Source organism: Oceanisphaera marina, from assembly GCF_014643915.1.
Classification (GTDB): Bacteria; Pseudomonadota; Gammaproteobacteria; order Enterobacterales; family Aeromonadaceae; genus Oceanimonas; species Oceanimonas marina.
The window spans coordinates 185,701-201,917 of record NZ_BMKE01000001.1 but is presented as its reverse complement, the minus strand read 5'-3'; the positions used below and the strand labels follow the sequence as shown (position 1 = coordinate 201,917).

At 55.0% G+C, this 16,217-nt stretch carries 16 protein-coding genes; 5 read left to right on the top strand and 11 right to left on the bottom strand.

Features of this window, described 5'->3' with window-relative positions; all coding sequences use genetic code 11:
• Nucleotides 1–58: 58 nt before the first annotated feature.
• The 8 genes from ettA to IEW52_RS01010 form a co-directional block, all read right to left on the bottom strand.
• Entirely contained in the window at nt 59–1,726 is a 1,668-nt protein-coding gene (gene ettA / locus IEW52_RS01045; RefSeq protein ID WP_188628211.1) for an energy-dependent translational throttle protein EttA, read from the bottom strand.
• Nucleotides 1,727–2,053: 327 nt separating this feature from the next.
• Entirely contained in the window at nt 2,054–3,109 is a 1,056-nt protein-coding gene (locus IEW52_RS01040; protein WP_188628210.1) for a BMP family protein, read from the bottom strand.
• Nucleotides 3,110–3,355: 246 nt separating this feature from the next.
• Nucleotides 3,356–4,129 (bottom strand): heme ABC transporter ATP-binding protein, encoded by a 774-nt coding sequence (locus IEW52_RS01035; RefSeq protein WP_373286206.1) that lies wholly within the window; start codon nt 4,127–4,129, stop codon nt 3,356–3,358.
• On the bottom strand, nt 4,120–5,136 hold the full coding sequence (locus tag IEW52_RS01030; protein WP_188628208.1) for a FecCD family ABC transporter permease: 1,017 nt from the start codon (nt 5,134–5,136) through the stop codon (nt 4,120–4,122). The genes IEW52_RS01035 and IEW52_RS01030 overlap by 10 nt, the downstream gene beginning before the upstream one ends.
• Nucleotides 5,136–5,972: a heme/hemin ABC transporter substrate-binding protein gene (locus IEW52_RS01025; RefSeq protein WP_188628207.1), complete on the bottom strand. Its 837-nt coding sequence runs from the start codon at nt 5,970–5,972 to the stop codon at nt 5,136–5,138. Before IEW52_RS01025 ends, IEW52_RS01030 begins: the two co-directional genes overlap by 1 nt.
• Entirely contained in the window at nt 5,972–6,394 is a 423-nt protein-coding gene (locus tag IEW52_RS01020) for an ExbD/TolR family protein (RefSeq protein WP_188628206.1), read from the bottom strand. The genes IEW52_RS01025 and IEW52_RS01020 overlap by 1 nt, the downstream gene beginning before the upstream one ends.
• Nucleotides 6,391–7,011: a MotA/TolQ/ExbB proton channel family protein gene (locus IEW52_RS01015; RefSeq protein ID WP_188628205.1), complete on the bottom strand. Its 621-nt coding sequence runs from the start codon at nt 7,009–7,011 to the stop codon at nt 6,391–6,393. Before IEW52_RS01015 ends, IEW52_RS01020 begins: the two co-directional genes overlap by 4 nt.
• A gap of 3 nt (nt 7,012–7,014) precedes the next feature.
• On the bottom strand, nt 7,015–7,701 hold the full coding sequence (locus IEW52_RS01010; protein WP_188628204.1) for an energy transducer TonB: 687 nt from the start codon (nt 7,699–7,701) through the stop codon (nt 7,015–7,017).
• A 169-nt stretch (nt 7,702–7,870) separates the two neighbouring features.
• On the opposite strand from IEW52_RS01010, the gene IEW52_RS01005 reads away from it, so the two are divergent.
• The 5 genes from IEW52_RS01005 to IEW52_RS00985 all read left to right on the top strand — a co-directional run bounded on the left by IEW52_RS01005 (nt 7,871) and on the right by IEW52_RS00985 (nt 12,770).
• The gene (locus tag IEW52_RS01005; protein WP_188628203.1) at nt 7,871–9,877 is read left to right on the top strand and encodes a TonB-dependent hemoglobin/transferrin/lactoferrin family receptor; all 2,007 of its coding nucleotides are present in this window, start codon (nt 7,871–7,873) and stop codon (nt 9,875–9,877) included.
• 18 nt (nt 9,878–9,895) lie between these two features.
• Nucleotides 9,896–10,399: a heme utilization cystosolic carrier protein HutX gene (hutX, locus tag IEW52_RS01000; RefSeq protein WP_188628202.1), complete on the top strand. Its 504-nt coding sequence runs from the start codon at nt 9,896–9,898 to the stop codon at nt 10,397–10,399.
• The gene (hutZ, locus tag IEW52_RS00995) at nt 10,392–10,919 is read left to right on the top strand and encodes a heme utilization protein HutZ (RefSeq protein WP_188628201.1); all 528 of its coding nucleotides are present in this window, start codon (nt 10,392–10,394) and stop codon (nt 10,917–10,919) included. Before hutX ends, hutZ begins: the two co-directional genes overlap by 8 nt.
• A 139-nt stretch (nt 10,920–11,058) precedes the next feature.
• Nucleotides 11,059–11,511 carry a CBS domain-containing protein gene (locus IEW52_RS00990; RefSeq protein WP_188628200.1) on the top strand — a complete coding sequence of 151 codons (453 nt, stop codon included), beginning with the start codon at nt 11,059–11,061 and terminating at the stop codon, nt 11,509–11,511.
• A gap of 77 nt (nt 11,512–11,588) precedes the next feature.
• Entirely contained in the window at nt 11,589–12,770 is a 1,182-nt protein-coding gene (locus IEW52_RS00985) for a benzoate/H(+) symporter BenE family transporter (protein ID WP_188628199.1), read from the top strand.
• Between the two features lie 734 nt (nt 12,771–13,504).
• Here IEW52_RS00985 and IEW52_RS00980 read toward each other — a convergent pair.
• The 3 genes from IEW52_RS00980 to IEW52_RS00970 all read right to left on the bottom strand — a co-directional run bounded on the left by IEW52_RS00980 (nt 13,505) and on the right by IEW52_RS00970 (nt 16,106).
• Nucleotides 13,505–14,833: a DEAD/DEAH box helicase gene (locus IEW52_RS00980; RefSeq protein WP_188628198.1), complete on the bottom strand. Its 1,329-nt coding sequence runs from the start codon at nt 14,831–14,833 to the stop codon at nt 13,505–13,507.
• Between the two features lie 172 nt (nt 14,834–15,005).
• Nucleotides 15,006–15,743, bottom strand: coding sequence for a glycerophosphoryl diester phosphodiesterase (locus IEW52_RS00975; RefSeq protein WP_188628197.1), 738 nt, complete (start codon nt 15,741–15,743; stop codon nt 15,006–15,008).
• A 30-nt stretch (nt 15,744–15,773) separates the two neighbouring features.
• Nucleotides 15,774–16,106 carry a DMT family transporter gene (locus tag IEW52_RS00970; RefSeq protein ID WP_188628196.1) on the bottom strand — a complete coding sequence of 111 codons (333 nt, stop codon included), beginning with the start codon at nt 16,104–16,106 and terminating at the stop codon, nt 15,774–15,776.
• Nucleotides 16,107–16,217 lie beyond the last annotated feature (111 nt).

Here is a 16,217-nt window from a genome sequence, read left to right as displayed (position 1 = left end):
AAAAAACACCGCCTGATGGGGCGGTGTTTTTACATCATGCACTAAATAACTTAAGAACTTATTTGGTTACTTTTTTGTACTTAATGCGCTTGGGCTGCACGGATTCGGCGCCGTAGGTTTTCTTCTTCCAGTCTTCGTATTCGGTGAAGTTACCTTCGAAGAATTCCACCTTGCCTTCATCCTTGTAATCCAGAATGTGGGTCGCAATACGGTCGAGGAACCAACGGTCGTGAGAGATAACCATGGCACAACCCGGGAATTCCAGCAGGGCGTTTTCCAGTGCGCGCAGGGTTTCAATGTCCAGATCGTTGGTCGGTTCATCCAGCAGCAGTACGTTGCCGCCGGTTTGCAGCAGTTTGGCCATGTGCAAACGACCGCGCTCACCACCGGACAACTCGCCGACGCGCTTTTGCTGATCCACGCCCTTGAAGTTAAAGCGGCCTAAATAGGCGCGACTCGGAATTTCCAGATTGCCGATGCGCAGCATGTCCTGACCGTTGGCCACTTCTTCCCACACGGTTTTCTTGTCGTCCATGTTGTCACGGAACTGTTCAACCGACGCCAGTTGTACGGTTTCACCGAGAATAATGTTGCCCGAGTCGGCTTGCTCTGTACCTGTCAGCATGCGGAACAGCGTTGATTTACCCGCGCCGTTAGGGCCGATAATACCGACGATGGCGCCTTTGGGAATGCTGAATGACAGGTCGTCGATGATCATGCGATCGCCGTAAGACTTGGTCAGATTTTCTACGTCAATCACCTGATCGCCCAGGCGGGGTCCTGGCGGAATAAACAGCTCGTTGGTTTCGTTACGCTTTTGAAAGTCCTGATTCTGCAATTCTTCAAAGCGGGCCATACGAGACTTGGATTTGGACTGACGACCTTTAGGACCCTGACGTACCCATTCCAGTTCTTTTTGAATGGATTTTTGACGTGCCGCTTCAGATGCCTGTTCCTGTGACAAACGCTCGTCTTTTTGCTCCAGCCAGGAAGAATAGTTGCCTTCCCACGGAATACCTTCACCGCGGTCCAGCTCCAGGATCCAGCCCGCCACGTTATCGAGGAAGTAACGGTCGTGGGTAATGGCCACTACTGTGCCTTCGTAGTCATGCAGGAAGCGTTCCAGCCAGGCCACGGATTCGGCATCCAGGTGGTTGGTGGGTTCGTCCAGCAGCAGCATGTCGGGTTTCTCCAGCAACAGCTGGCACATGGCCACGCGGCGGCGCTCACCACCAGACAATTTGTCTATAGTGGCTTCCCAGGGTGGCAAACGCAGCGCATCGGCGGCGCGTTCCAGCTGGTTGTCCAGGTTATGGCCGTCGTGAGCCTGAATAATGGCTTCCAGCTCGCCCTGGCGTTTGGCCAGTTTGTCAAAATCCGCATCCGGATCCGCATAGGCGGTGTAAACGGCATCCAGCTCTTTCAGTGCGCCGGCCACTTCCGATACGGCTTCTTCAATGGCTTCGCGTACGGTTTGCTCAGGCTTTAACTTGGGCTCCTGGGGCAGGTAGCCGATATTAATGCCGGGCTGGGGGCGTGCTTCGCCCTCAATTTCGGTATCCAGGCCGGCCATAATGCGCAGCAAGGTCGATTTACCGGAGCCGTTCAAACCCAGCACACCAATTTTGGCGCCCGGGAAAAACGACAAAGAGATATTCTTCAGAATATGACGCTTGGGCGGAACCACCTTGCCCACGCGGTTCATACTGTAAACAAATTGAGCCATATCTATTTATCCTGATATTTCATAAGGTTAAGAAGTTAATTGCCGGGCCGGATCTTGGCTGACAGTCAACCGAAAAGCAATGGTGTACATGGTACTTGCCTGAGCGGGGAAAGCCAGTGCCTGAAAGCGGAGAAACGGGAATTTCACGAAGGTGTACTGTGTTGGGTGTTTATGCAAGTCGAGCAGGAGACTGAAGTCCTTTGTGTGCTTCGAACAGTAACCGACATCGTATTTTACCCTAGGTAGGGCGGAGTCTCGGAAAAGCAGCAGAAATAACTCTGCTGCTTTTTTATGTCGTCAGTCAATGAGTGTCCAACTGACAGGCTATCAGGACTTGGTGTTCAGAGACTCCTTGAATGACTGATCCACGAACTCACCACTGGCCGGATTGAACTCCTGACCATCGTAGGTGGTGGAAATGCTGATCTCGCCGCTGATGATATTGGCGGCCAGCTCGTCCAGCTGCTCTTTTACTCGGGGTGAGACATCATCGGCCAGGGTGAGCTTGACCACATCGCCCTGGCCCAGACCGATTTCCTGGATCTGGTTGGGCTGCCATTCGCCTGTGGTGTAGTCACGGGCAGCGTTGAGGATGGCGACGCTGGCATCGGCTACCGCCGAGCCAACGAAGCTCGGATCAACCTGGGTCCAGTCGGACACGTTGCCAATGTGACGCACCTTGCCGTCGTGAGACTGGATCTCTTCGATCACGCCCTGACGTCCGGCATTGAGCATGGTGTAGATAACGTCTGCGCCCTTGGCAATTTCGGCGGCGGCCGCCTCGCCATTGATGGCGGTATTATCCAGATCGCCGGTAAACCAGGTCAGGAATTTAGCATCGGGATTGACGTGCTTGAGGCCGTCGTAGAAGGCGGCACGGCCCATCAGGCCCGGAGTGGGCCAGGCACCGGAAATATGGCCGACCACATCAGACTCGGTGGTCAGGCCGGCCAGAGCGCCCGCCAGCCAGGCGGAGTCTTCCTGGCGCACCATGTAGCTGGACAAGTTGGGACCCTGCACATGGCCCTGAATGACCACAAATTTGATATCGGGGAATTCCTGACTCACGGTCTGGGCCGGGCCGTTGCACTGGCCGCCGTGGGCAATGATCATGTCTGGGCCTTCCTCGGCCAGCTTGCGCATGGCGTCGGTCAGCAGCACCGGATCCGAAGTGGCGGAAATATTGGATACATAGCTGGCGTTGACATCCAGCTCGGCCTTGATCTTCTCATAGCCCCGGTAGGCGGCCTGCATGAAGCCGTTGTCGTTGTGTTTACCCGGGATCAGCACGGCGATGTCGGCCTTGTCGGCGGCCATGGCCTGAGCCAGGGGAGCCAGAGTCAGACCGGCGGCGATCAGCAGAGCACTTCCAAATTTGTACATGGTGTTGTCCTTAATTTGTCTCGGCGTGTGTGCATTTAAGTATTTTTTTGTATGCATGATTCGTACGCCATGAGATTACGGCATGGTTAATTTTTTGTTAACAGTTAGGGTGTTTAATTGCGAATAAGCTCACAGAAAGAAAGCATGATCACATTCAAGGACGTGCAGTTATCACATCGAGTTTGGTGGGCTAGAAGCGGCGCCCGAATATATTCAAGAGGCCGCTTATTGCGAGAATAAGCCTAGTTAAACCAGTACCTGATGGCCGGACGGGCTTTGCAGTAACTGGGCCTTGTAACCAAAGTAGTGGTCAACGTTGGCGGGGGTTAATACCTGCTCTGGCCTGCCAACACTGGCGATAGTGCCATTGTGCAGCAACACCAGCTGGTCGCCATAACGCGCAGCCAGGTTAAGATCATGCACTATCACCAGTACGGCACAGCCTTCATCCGCCAGGCGACGGGCTTCAGCCAGCAACACATGCTGCTGACCCAGATCGAGAGCCGAGGTGGGCTCATCAAGCAGCAAGATGCGCTGTTTTTCGTTACTGGTGAGCTGTGCCAGAATGCGGGCAAAATGTACTCGCTGTTTTTCACCGCCCGAGAGCCGGGGGTAGGGTGCATCGCGCAGATGCCATACCTGAGCCTGTTGCATGGCCTGTTTGATAATAGGCTGGTTCTCGTGCTCGCTACTGCCATGGGGAATACGTCCCAGACTGACGACCTCATGGGCTAAAAAAGGAAACTGCAGTCCGGATTGTTGCGGCAATACCGCCAGTTGCCGGGCCAGAGCCTGGCGTGACCATAACGCGCGCTCGCGGCCAAACAGCCTCATTTGGCCGCAGGGCGAATGCTCGCCGGCGATACACTTGAACAGAGTACTTTTGCCGGCGCCATTGGGGCCGATCAGCGCAGTGACTTCGCCCGCATCCAACTGCAAGTTGATATTGGTGAGCAGCTGGCGATGCTGCAGGGTCAGTGATAACTGCTTGATATCCAACAATGCTTCGCTCATGCCAATCCGATGCCCCGTTTTTGTTTCAACAATAACCATAGGAAGAAGGGAGCACCCAGCAAGGCGGTGACTATGCCCACCGGCATTTCGGCGGGGGCGGCCAGGGTACGCGCCAGCATGTCGGCCAGTAACAATAACCAGGCGCCGAGCAGGGCGGATAAAGGCAGCAAGCGGCGATGATCGGGGCCAGCCAGCAAACGCACCAGATGCGGTACTACCAGGCCGACGAAACCGATAATACCTACGGCGGCTACGCTCACGCCCACCGCCAATGCCGCCATTAACACCAGCTTGCGCTTCAGTGATTGTACATCTATGCCTAGGTGACTGGCCTCGGCTTCACCCAATGCCAGCGCATTCAGGTTGTGGGCATGGCGGCGTAACAATATTGTTAACATGATGGCGGTGGCGCACACTAAAGCCAGTTGAAAAGGGGCGCTTTTGGCCATGGAGCCCATTTGCCACAGGGTAAGATCTCTCAGGGTTTCATCGTCGGCCAGGTAATTAAGCAGCCCTAAAATGCCGCCACTCAAGGCGGCAATGGCCACTCCGGCCAGCAGCAAAATGCTTACCGAGGTACCCTGTGGCGTGCGCGCCAGTTGATACACCACCAGGGTGGTGATCAGGCCACCGGCAAAGGCCATTAGCGAGGTTAAACTGGCCCCCAGCCAGGCAGGCAGCAAGACCGCAAGCGGTGCCAGCAGTACCATGGACAATGCTGCCCCCAGGGCTGCACCACTGGAGACGCCGATAATACCCGGATCCGCCAACGGGTTTCTGAACAAGCCCTGCATCACGGCGCCACACAAGGCCAGAATGGCCCCCACACCCAGGCAAAGCAGGGTGCGGGGTAAACGAATATGCAGCAATACCAGGTTTTCGGTGGGGCTGAGCGTGGACGGGGTAAGTAACTTGAGTAAATCCAGCGCCATGGGGCCGGTGGCCAGCGAGATGAAGCTGGTCACCAGTAACAACCCCAGCAATACGGGTAACAAGGTATTGCGGGCTTGCATCAGGGGCGCGCCAGCCAGTGTTGATGCAAACGTTCGGCTTCGGCCAGGGTACTTAACCCCAGACCGCCAATCAGCGCCTTGCCGTTGATGGGCACTATGGCGTTAGCGTCGGCGGCAGGAGTTTGGCGCAATAACGGAAACTGCTTGAGCAGGGAGGCGGTTCCGGTTTCTTCTACCAGATGGCGACGGCTGATCAAAATAACGTCGGGAGCCATGGCAACCAATGCTTCCATCGCGACCGGTTTGTAGCCGTCTATGCTGGCGGCGGCGGGATTGGTGCCACCGGCCAGACGGATCAGGCTGTTGGCCAGGGTATTGCTACCGGCAATCTGCACTGTGTTACCGTCCCCCAGCAACAAGAACATGGTTTTTTTACCGCCCCCGGTATTATGGGTTGCCAGTTGTTGTGCCCGCGCGCCAACCTGTTGTTGCAGCGCCTCGGCCCGTGCTTCTCTATCTAACAGTGTGCCAAGACGAAGTATATTGGCCTGTAGCTGAGCAACCGACATGGCTTCGGGCAGGGCTTCTACCTGCACGCCTGCCTGACGCACCAGCTTCAGCGCGGCAGGTGGCCCCATTTCTTCACTACCGATCACCAGGGTGGGTTGAGTGGACAACATGCCCTCGGCACTTAGCTGCCGATGATAGCCCAGCCGGGCAAGAGAACTGTTTTCTGGCAAGGTACTGGTGCTGTCTACTGCCACCAGCTGGTCGTCGGCATGCAGTGCAAATACCAGCTCCGTCATGCTGTTGCCGGCACTGAGCACCCGCTGAGGTGCGGCTTGCACGACTGTGGTAAGCAATAAGGTCAAGGGGAGTAACCAGCGGGCAGCCATTAATCGTCCTCCATCAGAATTTGCGTGGCACTGATGTGATGTTCCTGCAAAAAGGCCAACAATTTCAACATGTTGTCGACGGTAACCTCTTTGTCAGAGGCGAGAATCAAATCCGTTTCTTTCAAGCTCTCGGCTTGGGCCTGCAATACGGGTTTGAATTGTTCCCAGTCTTCGTACTGCTCGCCTTGCAAAGCCCAGGCCGGGCTGCCCGCCATCAGATTGATGGTAATGGACTTGGTGTCTTGTACCGAGCTCAAGGCAGCACTGTCGGTTTCGGGCAAGTCCACTTCCAGTGATTGCAGGGGAATATTGGCGGTCAGCAGCAAAAACACCAGCACGATAAAAATAATATCGAGCAAGGGGGTAATATCCGGCGTTAAAGAACGCCAGCCAGAATTTGCCGGTTCGGGACGGCCTATCATGGGCGGCCCTCCAGCTGCACACCTTCCAGATGCAGGTTGCACTGGTTCAGCTCATCGGTCAGCTTGTCGAGCAGGCGGTCGGCCCACAATCCGAACAGCTGGGCACCGGCAATGGCGGGCAGGGCAATCAGCAAGCCGGCGGCGGTCGTGCTCATGGCCAGGCCCAGGCCATCGGCCAACAGGGCCGGGGTAACCGGATCACTGCTTTCACCGATGCTTTTAAACATTTCTATCAACCCCAGTACGGTTCCCAGCAACCCAAGCAAAGGGCTGATCACCCCCACCAGGGTCAGTACTCTCAGGCCAGAATGCAGCTTGCGTCTTTGTTGTTGCAGCCACACCGAGGCCAAGTCTTCCCGGGTGCTTTTATCACAGCCCTGGTGCTGTGCCAATAAGTGACAACCGCGCAAGATCAGTGACTTGGGAGCATCGAGATCGGCCTGGATATAAGCATTGCCAGTGCGGCGCAATTGCCTTTTTTCCTGCTCACCGCGCAAGCTGACCCACAGCAGGGCCAGGGCGCGTTCCAGCCACAACGCCAGAGTAATAACAGAACAGAGGATCAGCGGCCAGCTCATCAGGCCCAGTTGTTGATGCAATTGATTTAAAAGTGACATGATTTAATCCAGTTTAAAACGAATAGGAATATGAACGCGGTGAGCGATGCTTCTGCCGTTTTCTACATAAGCAGAAAAACGCCACTTGGCAATGGCTTTTAATGCCGTTTTGTCCAGCGCACTCACCCCGGAAGAGCTGGCGAGTATACGCTTGGTTTGTTTGCCATTCTCATCCAGCCACACCTCGATGATAACGGTGCCTTCCTGACCACGACGGCGCGCTTGTGCCGGATAGGCGATGGGCGCCGGTCTGGTTTTAAAGCTCGGTGTTTCTATGCGCTTGGGCGAGCTGTCTTTGGCCGCCGTTTGCTGGGGCTTTTGTTCGACCTTTTCAGGCGGCTTTTGCTCGGTAACCGGTGCTTTTGCTGCGACTGGCTCCGGCTTGGGAGCCGGCTTGACTACCGGCCTGGGCTCGGGTTTTGGGGTCGGCTTGGGTTTTGGCTTGGGCGTCGGTTTGGGCTTGGGCTTTGGTTTAGGTGTTGGCTTGGGCTCCGGCAATGGCTCAACCACAGGAGTAGGCTCTGCCACCGGCTGCGGCTTGGTAACCGCAGGCAGCATTTGCACACTAATAGGCCCAGGCTTGCTTGGCGCCATGGCTATGGTCCTGTCTTCACGCTCCATGGCCTGAGCCAATAGCCCATGCAGCAACAGCGAAGCCAGTGCGAATACGGCGTAGCGTTTAAAACTCACAATAAAACCCCGACCTGACAAATAAGAGTAATTTCGTTTTCCCAGGCGCATAGAATACGTATTTTCAGCAAAATGTCTATTGCTATTCTTAATGATAATGAGTTGTATTTGTGATTGCCTTGTATTAGCCTGCTGCAGCTAAATATCAGGGAGCAGGGAGAGAGGCAGCGTGCAACATCATTCGAAACTGGTTGTGGGAACCCGACGTACCGCGATAGCTATCGCCATCGGGAATATTTTATTGGCACCAGTCATGGCGGCGGGAGTCAGTGAGTTTGAGGAAGTGCTGGTGCAGGCCAGTCGAGATAACAGCACGGCGGCACAAAGCAAGCGCAGTACGGCGGTGGTGACACGCCAGCAACTGGACGAGCAGCAGCCCGCATCCGTTGCCGAAGCACTGAAGTATCAGCCTAATATCGAGGTGGGGGGAGGAACGCGTGCCAGCAATCAGCAACCGGTGATCCGGGGGCTGAGTGGTCAGCGGGTATTGCAGCTCACCGACGGCGCGCGGCAGAACTTTAATGCCGGTCACCGCGGTACCTATCAAATTGATCCCGAGTTACTTGAACAAATCGATGTAATTAAGGGGCCAGCCAGTAGTCTGTGGGGCAGTGGTGCCATTGGCGGTGTGGTGGCACAAACCACCCGTGATGGCCGCGATATGCTTAAACCCGAGCAAACTCTGGGTGGCTATGTAAAACAGGATTTTAATACCGCTGCCGATAAAACCAAGACCAGCGGCGCGGTATACGGTGTGCTGAATGAACAGCTTGATTTACTGGTAAGCGGGTATTACAGCGATCAAAACGATATTCGCCTGGGTAATGAACAGAGCCTGAGTGATTCCAGCGAGCGCGATAATGGCGGCATGGTGAAACTGGGCTGGCAGCTTGATGACAGCCAGCGAGTGACCCTGAGCCACAGACGCAGTGAAAGCGTTGGCTCGGTACCGGGCAATCCCGCCACTAACGTCAGCACAAGCAGTCCATTAATCGAGCGGCAGTCCACCGACAGCAGCACCATAGTGGGTTATCAATTTAATCCGGAGTCTGAACTGGTGGATCTGGATGTCAGTCTGTTTCGCAATAAAACCGAGATAGAGGAGTATCGTGTGCTCGCGAGCCAGCAAGACAGCACCGACTACCGTACTCTGGGCTTGAATCTGGTCAATCGCTCGGCACTGGACTGGGGCAAACTCACCTATGGTGTGGATGGTTTTCAGGACAAGAGCCAGGGCCTGCGCAGCGGCAGCCATCGACCGGTGCCGGCCGATGGCCGTACCCAGGTGATGGGCGGCTTCTTGCAGGCAGACGTGCCGTTGGCCGATGCCTGGACGCTAATGCCGGGGTTGCGTTACGACCATTTTGAAACCGAGGCCAACAATATCAGTGACTCGCAGCGCAGCGATGATGAATGGTCAACCTCTCTGGCGCTGAGTTGGCAGGCCAGCGACTGGTTGCAACTGATTGCTCGTTACGATGAAGCCTTCAGGGCTCCGACCAGCGAAGAGCTTTACACCACGGGCACTCACTTTGTTATCGGTGGGCCTTTGGTCAATCGTTTTATCGCCAATCCTGATCTCCGTCCGGAAAAAGCGGAAAATAAGGAGTTGATAGCACGGGCCCGCTTTTCTGGATTGTTAGCGTCAGAAGACAGCCTGCAAGTGAATGCGAGTTTGTTTGAAAACAAGGTGACAGACTTTATTGAGCAGCAGGTGATTATGGACTTTCGCAATATGGTTTTTGAAACCCGTAATCAAAACGTACAAAATGCCCGGCTGCAAGGTGGTGAGCTGAGCATAGATTATCGCTGGCAAGATCTCGACCTTGGCGTATCTTACGGTCGTACCATAGCGAAAGACGAAGACACGGGAAGAGCTTTAGAAGGCATACCAGCCGACAAGTGGGTAGCCAGCGTCGGCTATTGGCTGTGGGATAGACAGCTGAAACTGGGGGCCAAGGCAACCTATGCCGACTCGGTGACCAGTGATACTGCCCAGTACGACGATTACAGTTTGCTGGATGTAGGGGCCCACTGGGTTGGCCGTGGCGGCATGGATGGCCTGGAACTGGGTTTGACTGTGGATAATCTGACCGATCGTTATTATCGTCGTGCCTTTAGCGAGTTATATGAAGCCGGCCGTAACGTGAAGCTCAGCGCGTTATATCGTTTTTAAGTAGAGGATGTGCTCCTGATGCCCGAATTAACGACTCAAGTACTCGAATTGTTGGCCGCCGAGCCCAAGCTGCGTCCTGCCGATATGGCCAGGCGCTTGTCGGTGCCCGAGTGGGAGCTGGCACGCCGGCTGCCAGCAGACATTATTTTTACGCTGCCCGGTATTCATGCGCAAACCATACTGGAGCAGGTGTCAGAGTGGGGAAGGGTGACCACCATCATGGAAGTGGCTGGCTCTGTTTTTGAAGTAAAAGCCAGTATTCCCAAAGGGCGTGTCGGTCATGGTTATTACAATTTATTTGGTGAGCCGGGCCAGCTGCATGGTCATCTCAAACTGGATGCAGTGGCGAATATTTCGTTGCAAAGCAAGCCCCATCGCGGCAACGAAGCCTATGCTGTGGTGTTTTACGATGCGCACGGCAGCTGTATTTTCAAAATTTATCTGGGCCGAGACGAGCAGGGCACACTGTATCCTGAGCAGGTCATGGCATTTAACGCATTGAAGGAACTGAAACATGTTTGATAAACAGGAACGTCTGCAGGGTCGCCTGGAGCCGGAAATTCGCGAATTTCGCGATGCCACCCAAACCCTGGTATTGGCCACGGTGGATGCCGAGGGCTCGCCCAACGTCAGTTATGCGCCCTTTGCCTTGCTGGAAGACGGCTATTACATTCTGATCAGCGAAATGGCTCGCCATACCAAAAACTTGCTGGTTAATCCCAAAATTTCCTTGATGATGGTGGAAGATGAGCAAGCAAGCCGTACCCTGTTTGCCCGCAAGCGCCTGACCTTTGATGCGCGCCCCGAGCGCCTGACCCGAGATACCCCCGAATGGCAGGCGGGCATAGATGCCTTGCATGCGCGCTTTGACGACACCGTAACCGGCCTGAGCAAGCTGGAAGATTTTCATCTGTTTCGCCTGGTTCCGTTGCAAGGGCTGTTTGTGAAAGGTTTTGGTAAAGCCTTTGCCGTGAGCGGAGACGACTTGGTGGATGTGCTGCATTTGACCGATGGTCATCGCCCGGTAGTCACTACCGAATAAGCGTATAAAAAACCAGCAAAAAAGCCCGTAACTGTTAGCAGTGACGGGCTTTTTCTTTTTGTATTTGCAACCCTGGGGGCTCTGTGACAAAACAGAGTAAAATAAAGCGGTAACAACTCACAATAAGGACGAATGTCTTATGGCTGTTATTTCTGTTGGCGATATTATGACTCGTGACTTGCTGACCCTGGATCAGGCGGCAACCTTGAAAGACGCCCATGATCTGATGCGCGAGAAGAGCATCAGGCATATTCCGGTGGTCGATACCCTGACCGGCAAGTTGCTCGGCGTGCTCACGCAAAAACGCATGATTGCCACCATTATGGGGCTGTTGTCGGATTATGGGGTGAGTGCGCTGGAACGGCGTGAGCGGCAGTGCCGCGTGGTGGAAATTATAGATGCAGATTTTGAATCGGTGGATGCGAGTGCTCCCCTGACCGAAGTGGTGTCGTTTTTTCTGAAAAACAAACACGGCTGCCTGACCATAGTCGACGACAAGCAGTGCTTGATTGGCATCGTCACCTCGTCCGACTTTGTGCGGCTGTGTGCCGAGTTGTTGAATAGCCGCTCTGCAGGCAGCGATAAGCCGTAAGTCGTACGCTGTCAGTAAAAAGACGGCTCTTTTAGCGTATAGCGTAAAGCTTGGCGCTGTGTTTCAAGGATTAGGTCATGCGTTCGGCTTTTCAGTTTTCTCACCTGTCTGCGGGTTTTATTGCCGTGTTGGTGGGCTATACCAGTTCGGCGGCCATTATTTTTCAGGCCGCCGCCGCCGCGGGCGCCAGCCAGGCTGAAATCAGCTCCTGGATGTGGGCGCTGGGGCTGGGCATGGGGGCAACCTGCATTGGTTTTTCGCTGCGTTATCGTGAACCCATTATCACCGCCTGGTCAACGCCGGGCGCAGCATTGCTGGTGACGGCGCTGGCGGGTGTGCCCATGAGTGAAGCCATTGGCGTATTTTTATTCAGTTCGGGCCTGATCTTGCTGTGTGGGGTGACCGGCTGGTTTGATCGCATCATGCAACTGGTGCCTGCCGGGCTGGCCGCAGGCATGCTGGGCGGTGTGCTGCTCACGTTTGGTCTTGACCTGTTCGCCTCGGCACAAACCCAGCCCTGGCTGATTGGCGCTATGTTGGTGACCTATCTGGCGCTGCGTCGACGCTTGCCTCGTTATGTGATCCCCTTGAGCCTGTTAGCCGGGCTGGCGATTGCCTGGGGCACAGACTTGCTGCATTTTGAACAACTCAGCTGGCAGTTGGCCAGGCCGGTGCTCATGACGCCAAGCTTTTCTGTTGGCAGTATTATCGGGATCGGCATTCCGTTATTCATGGTGACCATGGCATCGCAGAATGTGCCCGGCATTGCCGTACTCAGGGCCCATGGTTATTACACCAAGGCTTCGCCCCTGATCAGCTGGACGGGAATTACCGGATTATTGCTGGCACCTTTTGGTGGTTTTGCCTTTAACCTCGCCGCCATTAGTGCGGCAGTGTGCATGGGTAAAGAGGTAGACGCCGATGCAGGCCAGCGTTACAAGGCCGGGGTATGGGCAGGAGTTGTCTATCTGCTTATGGGGCTGTTTGGTGCCACGGTTGTGGGGCTGTTTGCCGCTCTTCCACAAGAGTTGGTGATGGGGATTGCCGGTTTGGCCTTGCTGGGTACTATTGGCAGCAGTCTGGTGGTAGCCATGAGTAATGAACAAGAACGGGATGCCGCCTTGATGACCTTTATGGTCACCGCCTCTGGTGTGGCGTTGTTGGGTATTGGCAGTGCCTTTTGGGGGCTGGTAGTGGGTGGCACAGTGCATTGGCTGAATGTGAGGGCCAGCGCCCGAGCTGTGAAGCGTGAAGCGTGAAGAGGAAAACCTCTACCGGTTCGGTTAGTTATTGAACGCTTGCGAAGCTTGGCTGCAGCGCAGGCAAGCCTGCATGACAACGCAGAGCCTGACAATACGGCACACGGTGGCCAGGGTCGGTTCGCGCATCATACCAACTTGAATAAAGATCTGATCATTTTTAAACCCGAGCTCAGAAGCAACACAGTCGCCTTCCACGACACGCCATGAACTCATCCCTGAGGGCTCGGGAAATGCCGTCCATGGCATTTCACGGTCGTGGGAGTCGATCTCTGTTGCCTCTTCTCGATCATCGAGTTGTCTGTAGACGGCGCTAACAGCCAACGCCGGTGCATCAAGAAGGACAAAGGTATCTGCTCAGCCGACCATCAGCGCCACGGATGGCGCGGCTGAGCCTCCAGGGAGGGATCCACGGCGAGTCGGGGGAGCGGGCACTTTGTCCAACCTTTTGTAGAACAACAAAATAGATCAGTTATTTAATCTGTTTGGCATCAGAACCTGCTACGCAGATTTTAGCAGCTAACGCAGCTACTACATTCGTGCAGTATGTATATCGGCACCGCTGTTGGCGCTTACCATTAAAGCTGCTTTCAGGTTCGGTCACTATTTTTCCGAGCTGGTCAGTGCCTGCAGCAGGGAAGCATGGCAAACATTTTTAGCTCGAAAAACAAAAAACCGACCAGAGCAGGTCGGTTTTTTGTACTTTCTGATAGCTTAGCGCTAACCGCTATATGTTAACCGCCGTCGTGGCGGCGTGGCGGCTTATTGCTGCGCGGCGACTTGTTGCTGGCACCGCGTGAATTTTGGCCCCGGCCGCCACCGGCATTACCGCGGCCATTGTGCTGGCCTCGGCCACCACCGCCGTTGCCACGACCGCGATTGGCGGCGGGCTTTTCGATAGGCGGCTGTTCGCTGTCAGGGATAGGCTCGTAGCCGGGCATGATTTCCAGCTCGGCCGTTTGTTTGATCAGCTTTTCAATGGCCTTGAGCAGTGGCTTTTCTTCAAAGCACACCAGTGACATGGCTTCGCCCTGTACGCCGGCACGGCCGGTACGACCAATGCGGTGCACGTAATCTTCGGCCACATGGGGCAGCTCGTAGTTCACCACGTGTGGTAATTCGCTGATATCGATGCCACGGGCCGCGATATCGGTAGCCACTAACACCCGTAGTTTGCCTTCCTTGAATTGGCTCAAGGCGCGGGTACGCGCTCCTTGGCTCTTGTCGCCATGAATGGCCATGGCGGGCAGACCGTCTTTATCCAGTTGCATCGCCAGGCGGTTGGCACCGTGTTTGGTGCGGGTAAATACCAGCACCTGGCGCCAGTTGTTATGACCAATCAGATAACTGAGCAAGGCACGTTTTTTATTTTTGTCTACGCCATAAAAACGCTGGGCTATGGTATCGGCGGTGGCGTTGCGGGTAGCGACTTCGATGTGCTCGGGGTTGGTGAGCAGGCTTTCAGCCAGTTTTTTGATCTCATTTGAGAAAGTAGCAGAAAACAGCAGGTTTTGGCGCTTGGCCGGCATTTTGGCGATAATGCGCTGAATGTCACGGATAAAGCCCATGTCCAGCATGCGGTCGGCTTCATCCAGTACCAGCATTTCAACGCGCGATAAGTCGATAGAACGCTGGGATACGTGATCCAGCAAACGACCCGGTGTGGCGACCACTATATCGACCTTACGGCCCAGGGCCTTCATTTGCGGATTAATGCTCACTCCGCCAAACATGGCCAGGGTTTTTAGATCCGAGTGTTTGGCATAGGCGCGCAGGTTTTCTTCTACCTGAGCGGCCAGCTCGCGGGTGGGGGTCAGTACCAAAGCACGCACTGGCGCTCGGCCATTGGCCAGCGGTTGGGCTTTTGTTTCGCTTAGGCGCTGCAACATCGGCAAGCCAAAACCGGCGGTTTTACCGGTACCGGTCTGGGCGCCGGCCAACAAGTCACCGCCTTTAAGTACCAGCGGAATGGCTTGGGTTTGAATAGGGGTGGGTTCTGTATAACCGCATTCATTGATCGCTTTAACGAGCTGGGCGTTGAGGCCTAGGGAAGCAAAAGACATGAGACTCCGAACATAAAAGGTCCTGGCGGACGGCTGAGAGGCATTGCCGATAGGCAAACTTCCACCATGATAACAGAAAAGCACAAAGGGCAATAAATTAAAGCGTGAAAGACAAGGTTAAGCGCCGAGTGCCCGGCGTTAGGCTCCCAGGTGACAGAACGCGATTTTTTGTTCAGCTTGGTGCTCGGTTCCGGGCGCTCGGGGTTTGTTTTAATGCCACATCGGTAAACACCATGTTCACGCCCCAGTCGGCCAGGGTGTCGGCTTTGTGCTGCTGGTTCACCGTATAACAATTCAGCTGATAACCGGCAGCGCTGACCGCTCGTGCTTGTGTATCGGTCAGATGGCGGTGATTGCAGTTGAGCGCGCGGCAATCGAGTCGTTGCAATTGAAGCTGCCAATCGTCGGGAATGCGCTCTACCAGCAAGGCGCGGGCAATGCCGGGTTGCAATGACTGCATATGCGCCAGTGCAATGGGATCAAAGCTGGAAAACAACAGGCTGTCGGGCATGAATTTCCCTTCTGTGATCACCCGGCTAACCTGCTGGCAGAGGGGGGCGGCGCTATCTTCGGGATACAGCTTGAGTTCGATATTGACCTTGATATCAAGGCGCTCGGCGCGGGCCAGATAATCGCGCAGCAGCACCAGGCGCTCGCCGGAAAATTCATCGCCAAACCAGCTGCCGGCATCGAGTTCACTCAGTTGTTGCCAGCTGTGCTGGCGCAGCTGGCCGCGGCCATTGCTGCAGCGATCAAGATACTCATCATGAAACACCACTACCTGATTATCCTGGCTAAGCTGCACGTCTATTTCTACCCAGCTCAATCCCTGTTGGTGCGCGGCTTGGAGCCCTGCCAGGGTGTTTTCGGGGGCCAGACTGGCCAGCCCTCTGTGTCCGCAGATAATCATGGATGTTGTCCTGTTTGTGATTGGCCCATATCAGTGGCCGGCACTGTTCGACCACAGTTGAATAACCATAACACCGGCAATGATCAGTGCCATACCGATCAAGGCTGGAGTATCGGGAAGCTGGCGATAGAACAAGATCGCCAGCAAGGTAACCAGCACTATGCCCGCGCCAGACCAGATAGCATAGGCAATGCCTACCGGCACGGTGCGCATCACCAGCCCCAGCAGCCAGAATGCGAGACCGTAACCGAGCACCACCAATATACTGGGCCCCAGGCGGCTGAACCCGGCCGAGGCCTTTAAGGCGGTGGTGGCCACCACTTCGGCAACAATGGCCACGGCCAGTAACCCATAAGCGTTCAATATAGACTCCCTTGCAGAGAACACAGGGTATTCCTGTTTCCTCGCGTAGTAATGTTTAAGGAGAATATATATTCGCAAAGTAAAATTCTCTACAATATGGCCTCGTTTTTA

Coding starts and splice junctions, on each gene's coding strand:
- IEW52_RS01020 (WP_188628206.1), bottom strand. CDS start 6,394: ATGATAGGCCGTCCCGAACCGGCAAATTCTGGCTGGCGTTCTTTAACG.
- IEW52_RS01025 (WP_188628207.1), bottom strand. CDS start 5,972: ATGGCTGCCCGCTGGTTACTCCCCTTGACCTTATTGCTTACCACAGTC.
- hutX (WP_188628202.1), top strand. CDS start 9,896: ATGCCCGAATTAACGACTCAAGTACTCGAATTGTTGGCCGCCGAGCCC.
- ettA (WP_188628211.1), bottom strand. CDS start 1,726: ATGGCTCAATTTGTTTACAGTATGAACCGCGTGGGCAAGGTGGTTCCG.
- IEW52_RS00975 (WP_188628197.1), bottom strand. CDS start 15,743: ATGATTATCTGCGGACACAGAGGGCTGGCCAGTCTGGCCCCCGAAAAC.
- IEW52_RS00985 (WP_188628199.1), top strand. CDS start 11,589: ATGCGTTCGGCTTTTCAGTTTTCTCACCTGTCTGCGGGTTTTATTGCC.
- IEW52_RS01030 (WP_188628208.1), bottom strand. CDS start 5,136: ATGCAAGCCCGCAATACCTTGTTACCCGTATTGCTGGGGTTGTTACTG.
- IEW52_RS01040 (WP_188628210.1), bottom strand. CDS start 3,109: ATGTACAAATTTGGAAGTGCTCTGCTGATCGCCGCCGGTCTGACTCTG.
- IEW52_RS00980 (WP_188628198.1), bottom strand. CDS start 14,833: ATGTCTTTTGCTTCCCTAGGCCTCAACGCCCAGCTCGTTAAAGCGATC.
- IEW52_RS00990 (WP_188628200.1), top strand. CDS start 11,059: ATGGCTGTTATTTCTGTTGGCGATATTATGACTCGTGACTTGCTGACC.
- hutZ (WP_188628201.1), top strand. CDS start 10,392: ATGTTTGATAAACAGGAACGTCTGCAGGGTCGCCTGGAGCCGGAAATT.
- IEW52_RS01015 (WP_188628205.1), bottom strand. CDS start 7,011: ATGTCACTTTTAAATCAATTGCATCAACAACTGGGCCTGATGAGCTGG.